The following is a 12,044-nucleotide window of genomic DNA, read 5'->3' as shown; positions in this document are numbered from 1 at the left end:
AATTTGGATGACAAGGAATTCATGATGAAAAAAACCTTATTATGCTTAACTTTAGCAGGCTTACTCAGTGCATGTGGTGGTTCAGACAATGATTCTGGTAGTTCTGCTCCCCCACCATCAAACACCACAAAAACTGGCGTACTGACCGATGGGCCTGTGAGTGGTGCAACTTATACAATTAATGGTGTCTCTAAACGTACAAATGCTCAAGGGGAGTTTGAATATCAAGAAGGTGATGAAATCACTTTCCATATCGGAAATATTGAAATTGGCACAGTAACTGGTGCTGATCGTATTACCCCTGTGGAGTTAGCCGATGATGTAACAACACGAACAAATTTACTTATTTTTTTACAATCTTTAGATTCTGAGGGTGATCATGACGATGGTATTCAAATCCCTGACTCAGTGAGTCAACTCCCTGCAAACTCAATTGACTTCTCTAAACCAACAACAGAATTTATTACAAGCTTTCAACCTGTTCTACAAACAATAGAAGTTTTTAAAGATAAAGTCGTAGTTAGCGCAACAGAAGCACAAGCTAACTTTAACAAAACACTCCTCAAAGATATCGTTGGGGTTTGGTACGCAAAAAATGCTGAATCAGAAATCGTACTTCAAGTAACCTCAGACGGGAAATACCTGATTGGCGAACCTATTGTTAGCTCACCATCTGATAGTGCGAATGGCATGGAGTACGGTGAGTTATCGGTAAATGCTGTTGCTGGAGATTTATGGGCGCAATCTTCAATTGATACAAATGAAGATTGGGGCTTAACTGATTCTGGAAAAACACGTGATATGAAAATATCATTTGATGGTACACAGTTAAAAATTTCTGAAGCTCAAAACCCTAATGAAAGTGCAACATTTACTAAAGTCCCTCAAAACAATTCGAGCATTGCAGGTGCTTGGAACTCAAGTTCAGGCAAGCAACTATTTGTTTTCAATCCGGATAATAATACCTATATCATGGTTGATGCTGTTGGGGACGATCAAGTGGAAGTTGGAGAAACGCCTTGTGGTGGACCAGGTATCGAATATGGTAAATATCGTGTTCAAGATGGAAAGTTATTCGTAGATAATATCCTGATCGATACAAATGGCTGTGCAGGCTTATCTGACAATAGTGCAAGCTCAAGCTCAGGTCTACCAGTCACGGTTAATACGACATCACTTACACTCCACGAACCAAATGAAGGTACATTTATACTCACAAGACCCAATATAGAAGGTACTACCACAAGTAGCGCAAGCCAATTCTATAAAGATATTGCTGGAACTTGGGAAATTGGACGCACCAACACATCTGCTGTTTTATTACATATTTTACCCGATGGACGTTATGCGCTAGGTGAAGCAGATGAAGCTGATGTAACGGGGCAACCTGGTATTGAAATAGGACGACTAAATTGGAATGCTTTAACTTCAGCACTGAGTCCAGAGATCTCACTCGATACAAATGGTGACTACGGGCTTTCACATCCTGACAATGATGGTCATCACCGCTTAAGTTATAACGGTACAGATCTAGTGCTGACCGATGTAGGAAGTAATAGCACCTATATTTTAACTAAAGTAAAACAATCATCAGGTCTAGTCGGCACTTGGCAATTTAATCAAACTCACTTGTTTGCTTTCTTTGACACAGGATTCTATTTCTTGTTAGACACCGAAGGTGATTGCGATAACCCAGGAATTGAATATGGTAAATATTCAATAACATCCAATACACTTGCCGTAACAGAAGTGTTATATGACACCAACGGTTGCGGTGGATTACATGACACTTCGGATAGCACTAAAGTTAATGCAACTTATAGCATCTCCGGAACAAGCCTAACCTTGCATCCGCAAGGCGAAGACTCTGTTACCCTACAACGTAGTAACTAAAATACTCAGAAGCAGCTTAAGCCCGACTTAGGCTGCTTTAACCAATATGCTCAAAATGAATGGTACAACCCATTAATAAATGCATGAGTTCAATTTGCGAGTTGCATTGGGTTTTTTCATAAATATTTTTAAAATAAGTGCGCACCGAACTGAGGGTAATCCCGCAATGTTCCGCAATTTCTTCTAACTTATAACCATTCAACAACAACTCACACAACTCAAACTCACGTTTAGATAATTGATAAGCTTGCTGCAAATAGGCTTTAGACAAGGCATAGTGCTGATGTTTATCGGTCAGAAATACCGCAATTTGATGTTGTCCTGCATTTTGATGCTGCATATTTTTTAATTTAGAACAAGGTACGATAGTCAGCATTAATTGTTGTCCTTTCGCATCTGACAAAGACAATACACCGCCTACATCTGCGTTTAATGCCGACTGTCCCAACAACGCTGAATGTAATAGTTGATCTAAACGACTTTGATCATAAGCATGGGTTTTTAATCGATTATACAAATCCAAATCTAAACATGAATCGTGTTCCAGCATGCTTTGAGCTAAAGGGTTTGAATAAGTCAAACTCAGCTGATGATCAAGCAAAATTACACCTGTTTTTAAATGATCGAGCACGCTATACAAACTTAAATTTTCTTGTTCAACCAAACTAAACTGACGATGGATTTGTAAAGCACGGCGTAAATGCACACCCAAATGCTTTAAAAAATCCAACTCTTTTTGTTGATACGGCGCTACATCTGGCGCACGGTGTAATCCCAAAACCGCCCAGCGATGTGAACCCTGATCGAGCAAAACAGCCGAGATATAACTAATTCCCGTCGGATTCAAACACCGTTCATAAAAGATATATTCATCACTTTCAGGGTTTTCCCCATAATGCGATAAATCCGAGCTCGCTACTTGGCCCACACCTAAATTTTCCCACAATACTCGGTGTAACTGCATGTCAATCACACGAATCCGCTCATCACGATAGGCATGCAAAGCTTCATCTGGAATATTGTGACTAAATAAAAAATCGTAACTTGGACTAAATTGATCTAAGGCAGTAAAAATGGCGGTTTTACTGTCTGTATATTGAACAATTTTTTCAATTACTTGCGGCCATAAATTCACATCTACAGCGGCATCATAAATACTGCCTATAATTTCGTGTTCTCGGTTATCCATTTTTATCCCCTTTATGCCTACTCCAATCTGCATTACATTTATTTAATCATTTGTTTTTCTTATTGTTCTAAAAAGAATAATGAGTTTTATTCACAAAAAAAAGGAGTTTAGATACATATTACACATTTAATGTGTAAATAAAAAATAGCTAGGTGATTTTGTCTTTTCATGTGTGCAATCTCTACATTACAAAAACTACGCCATAAAAAAAACCCCGTATCTGACGATACGAGGTTTTTGAAGTTTGGGTACGCTGAGGTTTACATCATACCGCCCATACCGCCCATGCCACCCATATCTGGCATTGCTGGCTTGTCTTCTGGAATTTCAGTAATCATACATTCTGTTGTTAACATCAGGCCAGCAACAGACGCTGCATGCTCAAGTGCAGAACGAGTTACTTTTGCAGGGTCAAGAATACCCATTTCCAACATGTCGCCATATTCACCAGTCGCAGCGTTATAACCATAGTTACCTTCACCGTTCTTCACAGCATTGATTACTACAGATGGCTCATCACCAGCATTGGCTACGATTTGACGAAGCGGAGCTTCAATTGCACGACGAAGAATGTTGATACCTACGTTTTGGTCATCGTTAGCACCAGTCAGACCATCAAGTGCAGATGCAGCACGCACCAGTGCAACACCACCACCTGCAACAACACCTTCTTCAACCGCAGCGCGAGTTGCGTGAAGCGCATCATCCACACGGTCTTTCTTCTCTTTCATTTCAACTTCAGTTGCAGCACCAATTTTGATGACTGCTACACCGCCTGCTAATTTAGCAACACGTTCTTGAAGTTTTTCTTTGTCATATTCAGAAGTAGATTCTTCGATTTGCGCACGGATTTGCTGAACACGCTCAGAAATCTGATTTGCATCACCAGCACCATCCACAATCACGGTGTTTTCTTTAGAGACTGTAACTTTGTGCGCGCTACCCAAATGCTCTAGTGATGTTTGCTCCAAAGACATACCAATTTCTTCAGAAATAACCGTACCGCCTGTCAAGATTGCAATATCTTGAAGCATTGCTTTACGACGATCACCAAAACCAGGCGCTTTCACTGCACATACTTTAATGATGCCGCGCATGTTGTTCACAACAAGCGTTGCCAGCGCTTCGCCTTCAACATCTTCAGCGATGATCAGAAGAGGCTTACCTGTTTTTGCAACCGCTTCTAGGACAGTAATCAGTTCACGAATGTTGCTGATTTTTTTATCAACAAGAAGAATGAACGGGTTTTCAAGTTCTGCAGTCAAAGTATCTTGTTTGTTCGCGAAGTATGGCGAGATATAACCGCGGTCAAACTGCATACCTTCTACAACGTCAAGCGCGTCTTCAAAGCCTGAACCTTCTTCAACAGTGATTACGCCTTCTTTACCAACGCGTTCCATTGCTTCTGCAATTAACTTGCCCACAGTAGTGTCCGAGTTTGCAGAAATAGAACCTACTTGCTCAATCGCTTTCGTGTCAGAAGCAGGTTTAGCCGTTGCTCTAATGTCTGCAACGACTGCCTTTACAGCAAGGTCGATACCACGTTTCAAATCCATTGGGTTCATGCCCGCAGTTACAGATTTGATGCCTTCATTTAAAATGGCTTGTGCAAGTACTGTTGCAGTGGTCGTACCGTCACCTGCGATATCATTGGTTTTGCTAGACACTTCACGTACAAGCTGAGCACCCATGTTCTCAAACTTGTCTTTTAAGGTGATTTCTTTCGCAACAGATACACCATCTTTAGTGATGTGCGGTGCACCGAAAGAACGGTCAATCACTACGTTACGACCTTTAGGGCCTAAAGTTACTTTAACTGCGTCTGCAAGTACGTTTACACCTGCGATCATTTTTGTGCGAGCTGAATCACCAAATTTTACGTCTTTAGCTGACATGTTTAACTCCAAATATTTTTAAATAATGTTCAAATTTGCTTTGAATATGAGTTCTGAACTTAGCTTTCAAGTACCGCTAAAATATCAGACTCTTTCATAATTAGAAGTTCTTCACCGTCTACTTTAACTGTGGTGCCTGCATAAGTACCAAACAAGACTTTGTCGCCCACTTTTACGTCTAAAGCGCGTACGCCATTGTCTGTAATTTGACCATTACCTACTGCAATCACTTCACCTTGGGCTGGTTTTTCTGCAGCAGAACCTGGAAGCAAGATACCGCCAGCTGTTTTTGTTTCTTCTTCAACACGACGAATAACTACACGGTCATGTAATGGACGAATGTTGCTCATAAATAACTCCATCAGACTAGGTCTATGTACAGATTCCTGATGACGACTTATTTATTCCTTTGGTCATCATCAAAATAAATTTTAGATGACACAGTTGTGGGGATGGAAAAAAACGCTTCAAGGGGAAAAGCTAAAAATTTTTCAATTTTTGTTGTTTTTTTTAGACAAGTTGGCTAGATCGGTGATTTATTCTGCATTTTGTTGCCACAACACAAATTGCTTTTTTTCAGCATCAAAAATGTAATGCTGCACATCACCATTGTTACACAATACATTTAAGCTATTCGGCATACCTTGATGCAAACGATATGAAATTGCAGTACCCGCATGAATATCCAGCACAGGATGCGCTACACCTAAGGCATAAATTTGATTTAAGTCATACACGGCTGGTTGATGTAAATGCCCATGCAGCAAGGCATACAAACCATTTTTGCTCCACTGCTCTAAGGCAATTCGCCCCAACACTGGGCAATCTTTAATGCTGTGGCGATCATCTGGTGGTGTATAAAATGGTTGATGCGCCACCAAAATTTTAAACTTATTACTTGGCGCGGTTTGCAGCAAAGCATCAATCTCCTGAATTTGACTTAAAGAAATATGCCCGCGAGTATGAAAACGGCGTCGAATACTATTTACGCCTATCAGATAAAAATGTTGCGTTTCCAACACACTTTCCATGCGCCCAAAAAACAACTGATAACGGGCGAATGGACTCAAAAACCTTTTCCAGAGATGATACAGCGGAATATCGTGATTACCTGGTACTACCAAATACGGCACATCTAAACTGTCTAAAAAATGCTTACAGGCATAAAATTGTGCATAACGTGCGCGTTGAGTTAAATCGCCGCTCACCACTACCGCTTCAGGCTGCAATGATGCACACAACTGTTGAATCGCCTGCATACACGCGATATTTTCGGTGCCGAAATGCAAATCAGACAGATGCAATAACATGCGGCACCTTAATGTTGAGTGCATTCTTCTGCACCAAAATATGTAATGGCGGACGCATTTTGACAATTTCCCCATCTATCGCCACGGTCAGCTGCGTCTGTGTACTGTGAATTACCACCTGATCTGCAGCAAAACTATAAACATCACTGGCTTGATCTAGTTTGCCCTGAATCATTTGCCATAAAATTTTAAATAAAGTCAGCTTATCGCTTTTGGCAACCACGACACCCGCAACTTTGCCCTGTTCTGCCGCTTGCGCAATACGTAAATTCATTTCAGATAATTGCAATTGATTATTGCCAAAGAAAATCAACGGGGTTTTTAAGGGATAAAGTGTGCCATCGATTGCAATTTTTAATTTTAACTCTTTACGGTCACGAATCAGTACATCCAAACCTGAAGTATAGGCATGCAAAGGTAAACGTCCTAAATATTGGTTATAACGCTCGCGCTTTTGAATGAATAAAGGATACAAACCCAAACTGGCATTGTTTAAATAAATATGTTGATTGATTTGTGCCACATGCACAGCTCGCGTCGTGCCTGTGGCAATGACCTGTGCGGCTTCAATTAAATCTAGCGGAATATTCAGTAGGCGTGCCACATAATTAAACGTGCCCAAAGGCAAAATACCCATGGGGATAGATGTCCCTTTTAACTTTGCAGCAACCGTATTTAAAGTACCATCTCCACCCGCTGCCACCACCACACCCGCTAAATCAGGATGTTGATGACGTGCCAACACCTGTTGCATTAACGCATCAAAGCCCGTACTCGCCCCAATGTCAAAAGATTGAATTTCGAAGCCATGCTGCGATAAAACGTGCAACAACTCTTCATAAATATCGTCTTTATGATTGGCATGAAATCCAGATTTTTGATTATAAACAATCGATAAGGGCTGTAGCTGCATAAACCTCTGTGCCATTTTTTAAAGCTTTTGTTCTAATTTCAGTCAATTGATGCAGAATGAAAAGCAGCTTTATGTAAAATTCAAATGATGACCATTTATTAAATCAATGACAAACCGATCAAAAATTACAGACTCAAAACATTGAATTATATAAAAATAATTTAAATAAATAATGTCCATCAAATATTTAAATAATAAAAAATGCAGCAACCAAAAAATGTAAGTATATGTTTAATATACAGTATTATTAATTTATCCAAACTTTTTATCAGAAAGCCAAATCATGCCTAAGTCTTATTTTTTTTATGATTTTGTGCTTTAATACAGCCACTTTTTTTCATATTTCATCTGAACGATGTATCCCATTATTCAGATTGTACTTTGTACATCATTTGTACACATTTAAGATAGGCCTCACCATGACCCAAGTGAACGCACCAGAATTCGTTCGTCACCCTAAGCTTATTGCATGGGTTGAAGAAATTGCAAAGTTAACGAAACCAGCAAAAATTGAATGGTGTGACGGTAGCGCTGAAGAATATCAACGTCTTATTGACTTGATGATCGCTAACGGCACCATGCAAGCATTAAACCAAGAAAAACACCCTGGTTCGTACCTTGCAAACTCTGATCCTTCTGACGTTGCTCGTGTTGAAGACCGTACTTTCATCTGCTCTGAAAACAAAGAAGATGCTGGTGCGACCAACAACTGGGAAGCGCCAGCTGAAATGCGCGCTAAATTAAACGGTTTATTCGACGGCTCAATGGCTGGTCGTACCATGTATGTGGTTCCATTCTCTATGGGCCCATTGGGTAGCCACATTGCGCACATCGGTATTGAATTAACTGACTCTCCTTATGTTGCAGTTAGCATGTCTAAAATGGCTCGTATGGGTAAAGCTGTTTATGACGTACTTGGCACAGATGGTGAATTTGTACCTTGCGTACACACTGTTGCTGCACCATTGGCTGAAGGCGAAAAAGACGTTGCTTGGCCATGTAACAAAGAAAAATACATCGTACATTATCCAGAAACTCGTGAAATCTGGTCGTATGGTTCTGGTTACGGCGGTAATGCATTATTGGGTAAAAAATGCTTAGCGCTTCGTATTGCATCTGCAATGGGCCGTGAACAAGGCTGGTTAGCAGAGCACATGCTGATTTTAGGCGTGACTAATCCACAAGGCGAAAAACACTATATCGCAGCGGCATTCCCTTCTGCATGTGGTAAAACCAACTTCGCTATGTTGATTCCACCAGCAGGTTATGAAGGCTGGAAAATTGAAACTGTAGGTGACGATATTGCTTGGATCAAACCAGGTGAAGATGGTCGCTTATATGCAATTAACCCAGAAGCTGGTTTCTTCGGTGTTGCACCTGGTACCAATACCAAGACTAACCCGAACTGTATGGCAACCTTACACAAAGACGTAATTTATACCAACGTTGCTGTGACTGATAACGGTGAAGTATGGTGGGAAGGTCTAACCAAAGAAGTTCCTGCAAACTTAACAAACTGGAAAAACCAACCACACACTGGTGAAGAAAAAGCAGCTCATCCAAATGCGCGCTTCACGGTTGCAGCTGGTCAATGTCCTTCTATTGATGCTGACTGGGAAAATCCAGCAGGTGTTCCAATTTCAGCGTTCATCTTCGGTGGTCGTCGTGCAGACACAGTGCCTCTAATTTCAGAAGCATTTGACTGGGTAGATGGCGTTTATAAAGCTGCAACAATGGGCTCTGAAACGACTGCTGCTGCAGTTGGTCAACAAGGTATTGTACGCCGTGACCCATTCGCTATGCTTCCGTTTGCTGGTTACAACATGGCAGACTACTTCTCTCACTGGTTAGAAATGGGTGAGAAAGTTGGCGAGAAAGCAAAAGCTGCTGGCAACAAATTACCAGGCATCTACAACGTAAACTGGTTCCGCCGTGACGCAGAAGGCAACTTCGTATGGCCTGGTTTTGGTCAAAACATGCGTGTTCTTGAGTGGATCATTGATCGTTGCGAAGGTCGTGCAGACGCAGTTGAAACACCAATTGGTCGCGTTCCGACTTATGAACAATTGAACTGGACTGGTTTAGATTTCACTAAAGAACAATTTGAAACTGTTACAGCGCAAGACAAAGAACAATGGATCAAAGAGTTAGAAAGCCACACTGAGTTATTCAACAAACTTGGTGAGCGCCTACCTGCTGCATTGAAAGCACGTCAAGCTGCTTTACTTGAAGCGGTTAAATCTGCGTAATTCAACGCTGATTGCTAAGAAAAGGTCACTTCGGTGACCTTTTTTTATTGCCCTAATATTTTATGTGTTAAAAGCACCGAAATCCGCTCTTCAACAATCCCACCTGATGTGTAAATACTAAATAATACGAAGATTCAAGGTAAAAACATGACATCACAAGCACACGCTTATCAGCTCAAATATAGACAGCCTGCTACACCGCCAACAAAGCCATGCTTTGTCCTCTCAGCTATGGCATACTTCAAACAAGAATTAATGACTTCAAAACATGGGACATGATCATGAATAAAACCATGAAGAATACAATGATTATTTTGGCTATGACGGGACTTGGGTTAGGTTTATCCGCTTGTCAAAGTTTGCCTGAGCAAAACGAGAATAGTTTTGTTGGCTATAAAGTCGAAAGCAAAACTGATCGCACCGCAGTATTAGCCTACACTCTTGCAGGACGTCAAAACCAACAGCGCGATGAAAGTAAATTACAGCGTGCCTGCCAAAAAGAACTTGGTGCGCATAAAACTTATCAATTGCGGATTTTAAGTATTAATGAAGTGGTGAATCCTGCAGCCAACCAACAAGACCCGTATGGTCGCCAACTTGGGCAAAGCCGCACCTCTATTGGCTTATCGAACACACCTGAGCTACATAGCAGTGAAAACTATGCTACACGTCAGGCCTTAGATGCTCGCCCAAGCACACTGCGCATTGTGCGTTATAGCTGCAATTAATTCGCGCCACAAAACTGGCTTCCTATAAGACGTGATGAGTTATCGCGTCTTATAAAAACTCACATTACGGAACTCTTTGGCTTCATCCAAATCTGGCCATGTGGTCGCGCTGCGTTCATCTATTTTTATATATTGTGGATGACTAAAGTTTTTCACTCGGCTGTCTGCCACCCAAACTTCTGGGGCGAACTTTAAGAACTCATCTAAAAAAAAGCGATTGCATTGATCATAAAGTACATCAGCAGCCAACAATACATCCACTTGTTCTGCTTTGTATAGATCATCTAAATATTCAAGCACCACATCATTCAATTCAGCATTGGCTCGACAGGCTGCAAGGCTAATGGGGTCAATATCACAACAAATTACCCGTTTGGCACCTGCCATTTTTGCAGCAATCGCCACCACGCCCGAACCTGCACCAAAGTCTAAAACGACTTTATTTTTTACTTGCTGCGGTTCTGCCAATAACCATTGCGCCATTGCAAGTCCTGAAGCCCAACAGAAAATCCAGTACGGCGTATCATTCCAAATACGACGAATCACTTCATCATCTAGCTTGTCGGTCGGAAATACTGGTGGAATAAGCCAAAGTGAAATAGGCGTTTCAGGCAATTGCTGTGCCAGTAATTCACAATTTGGAATTACATCATGTAAAGCATCTAAAAGATGTTCAGGGGCTTTAGGAAATTGAAAGGTACAGCTCATTGGATTTTTATTCGTTCTAATTTAAAAAGTTCCCTCTGCTTTTTTAAAGGAGAGGGAGCATTCATTATTTTTACAATGAATTCCCCACTCTTTTTTAGGAGAGTTAGGGAGAGAATTTTTAAGCCCTCATCCCAGCCTTCTCCCTGAGCCGTATACGGCGCAAGAGAAGGAGCATCCATTATTTTCACAATGAATTTCCCCTCTCCTGAGCAAAATTTAAAGCACTGCTTTTAAATTGAAGCGCAAGAGAGGGTTAGGGAGAGGTCTTCATCAACCTAACGCTTTCTCAGCCGCTTCAACCGTTTGACGAATCAAAGTTGTAATCGTCATTGGGCCAACGCCACCTGGTACAGGCGTATATGCAGAAGCAATCTCTTCAATGCCTTGCAATTGGATATCTCCAACACCACCGCCATCACGTGGATGGAAGCCTGCATCAACAACCACAGCGCCTGGTTTGATCCAGTCTTTTTGAATCAATTCAGCTTTACCAACCGCACCAACAATAATGTCCGCTTGTTTCACAAAACTTGCAAGATCTTGGGTACGTGAATGGCAAATGGTTACTGTTGCATTGGCTTCAAGAAGCATCGCAGCCATTGGTTTACCTAAAATTGCCGAACGCCCCACAACAACGGCATGTTTGCCTGCAATTTCAATGTTTTTTTCTTTAAGAATGGTCATAATGCCTGCAGGTGTTGCAGAACCATATGCAGCTTCGCCCATTGCCATACGACCATAACCTAAACAGGTCACACCATCTACGTCTTTTGCAAGTGAAATCGCATCAAAACAAGCACGCTCATCAATTTGCGCAGGAACTGGGTGTTGCAACAAAATACCATGCACATCAGGATTGGCATTCAATTTTTCAATTTCTGCCAATAATTGTTCTGTGGTGGTTTCTGTTGGCAATTCTACTTTTAAAGAATCCATGCCCACACGACGGCAAGCATTGCCCTTCATGCGTACATAAGTTGCAGATGCACCGTCATCACCGACCAAAATAGTCGCTAGAATTGGGGTACGACCTGATTTTGCTTTTAACGCTTCTACACGTGTTAACAGATCAGCTTCAATTTGTTTTGCCAATGCACGACCGTCTAAAATTAATGCCACGGCACATCTCCAAATGTTGATATGAATCAATTTTGCAAAT

10 protein-coding genes are annotated in these 12,044 nt (G+C 41.3%); 3 read left to right on the top strand and 7 right to left on the bottom strand.

All coding sequences use genetic code 11. The features are described 5' to 3' along the window. Positions 1–24: 24 nt before the first annotated feature. The gene (locus tag FTV28_RS13530) at positions 25–1,893 is read left to right on the top strand and encodes a hypothetical protein (protein ID WP_257222774.1); all 1,869 of its coding nucleotides are present in this window, start codon (positions 25–27) and stop codon (positions 1,891–1,893) included. 37 nt (positions 1,894–1,930) lie between these two features. On the opposite strand, the gene FTV28_RS00935 is transcribed toward FTV28_RS13530, so the two are convergent. The 5 genes from FTV28_RS00935 to FTV28_RS00915 form a co-directional block, all read right to left on the bottom strand. Then, positions 1,931–3,082, bottom strand: coding sequence for a LuxR C-terminal-related transcriptional regulator (locus FTV28_RS00935; RefSeq protein ID WP_179989255.1), 1,152 nt, complete (start codon positions 3,080–3,082; stop codon positions 1,931–1,933). Between the two features lie 260 nt (positions 3,083–3,342). Beyond that, entirely contained in the window at positions 3,343–4,977 is a 1,635-nt protein-coding gene (groL, locus tag FTV28_RS00930) for a chaperonin GroEL (protein ID WP_096900991.1), read from the bottom strand. A 59-nt stretch (positions 4,978–5,036) separates the two neighbouring features. Then, positions 5,037–5,327 carry a co-chaperone GroES gene (groES, locus tag FTV28_RS00925; protein WP_179989254.1) on the bottom strand — a complete coding sequence of 97 codons (291 nt, stop codon included), beginning with the start codon at positions 5,325–5,327 and terminating at the stop codon, positions 5,037–5,039. A 186-nt stretch (positions 5,328–5,513) separates the two neighbouring features. Further along, positions 5,514–6,287, bottom strand: coding sequence for a metallophosphoesterase (locus FTV28_RS00920; protein ID WP_179989253.1), 774 nt, complete (start codon positions 6,285–6,287; stop codon positions 5,514–5,516). Next, positions 6,268–7,200: a diacylglycerol kinase family protein gene (locus tag FTV28_RS00915; RefSeq protein ID WP_257222772.1), complete on the bottom strand. Its 933-nt coding sequence runs from the start codon at positions 7,198–7,200 to the stop codon at positions 6,268–6,270. Before FTV28_RS00915 ends, FTV28_RS00920 begins: the two co-directional genes overlap by 20 nt. Before the next feature lie 419 nt (positions 7,201–7,619). On the opposite strand from FTV28_RS00915, the gene FTV28_RS00910 reads away from it, so the two are divergent. Both FTV28_RS00910 and FTV28_RS00905 read left to right on the top strand, forming a co-directional pair. Beyond that, a complete protein-coding gene (locus FTV28_RS00910) occupies positions 7,620–9,449 on the top strand; it encodes a phosphoenolpyruvate carboxykinase (GTP) (protein WP_179989251.1) in 1,830 nt (609 codons plus the stop codon). A 293-nt stretch (positions 9,450–9,742) separates the two neighbouring features. Beyond that, a complete protein-coding gene (locus tag FTV28_RS00905) occupies positions 9,743–10,177 on the top strand; it encodes a hypothetical protein (protein ID WP_026438295.1) in 435 nt (144 codons plus the stop codon). Positions 10,178–10,216: 39 nt separating this feature from the next. Here FTV28_RS00905 and FTV28_RS00900 read toward each other — a convergent pair whose 3' ends face one another. Both FTV28_RS00900 and folD read right to left on the bottom strand, forming a co-directional pair. After that, complete coding sequence (locus FTV28_RS00900; RefSeq protein ID WP_004972140.1) at positions 10,217–10,885, bottom strand: methyltransferase; 669 nt, start codon at positions 10,883–10,885, stop codon at positions 10,217–10,219. 270 nt (positions 10,886–11,155) lie between these two features. Then, positions 11,156–12,004, bottom strand: a complete 849-nt coding sequence (gene folD / locus FTV28_RS00895; RefSeq protein WP_004972142.1) for a bifunctional methylenetetrahydrofolate dehydrogenase/methenyltetrahydrofolate cyclohydrolase FolD — start codon at positions 12,002–12,004, stop codon at positions 11,156–11,158. Positions 12,005–12,044: the final 40 nt, after the last annotated feature.

Origin of the sequence: Acinetobacter sp. YH12252, from assembly GCF_013417365.1 — a bacterium.
Taxonomy (GTDB): domain Bacteria; phylum Pseudomonadota; class Gammaproteobacteria; order Pseudomonadales; family Moraxellaceae; genus Acinetobacter; species Acinetobacter towneri.
This window is presented reverse-complemented; position numbering and strand designations above follow the sequence as displayed.

Bases quoted from the DNA above. Each gene is read 5' to 3' on its own strand.
- FTV28_RS13530 (WP_257222774.1), top strand. From the start codon at position 25: ATGAAAAAAACCTTATTATGCTTAACTTTAGCAGGCTTACTCAGTGCA.
- FTV28_RS00935 (WP_179989255.1), bottom strand. From the start codon at position 3,082: ATGGATAACCGAGAACACGAAATTATAGGCAGTATTTATGATGCCGCT.
- groL (WP_096900991.1), bottom strand. From the start codon at position 4,977: ATGTCAGCTAAAGACGTAAAATTTGGTGATTCAGCTCGCACAAAAATG.
- groES (WP_179989254.1), bottom strand. From the start codon at position 5,327: ATGAGCAACATTCGTCCATTACATGACCGTGTAGTTATTCGTCGTGTT.
- FTV28_RS00920 (WP_179989253.1), bottom strand. From the start codon at position 6,287: ATGTTATTGCATCTGTCTGATTTGCATTTCGGCACCGAAAATATCGCG.
- FTV28_RS00915 (WP_257222772.1), bottom strand. From the start codon at position 7,200: ATGCAGCTACAGCCCTTATCGATTGTTTATAATCAAAAATCTGGATTT.
- FTV28_RS00910 (WP_179989251.1), top strand. From the start codon at position 7,620: ATGACCCAAGTGAACGCACCAGAATTCGTTCGTCACCCTAAGCTTATT.
- FTV28_RS00905 (WP_026438295.1), top strand. From the start codon at position 9,743: ATGAAGAATACAATGATTATTTTGGCTATGACGGGACTTGGGTTAGGT.
- FTV28_RS00900 (WP_004972140.1), bottom strand. From the start codon at position 10,885: ATGAGCTGTACCTTTCAATTTCCTAAAGCCCCTGAACATCTTTTAGAT.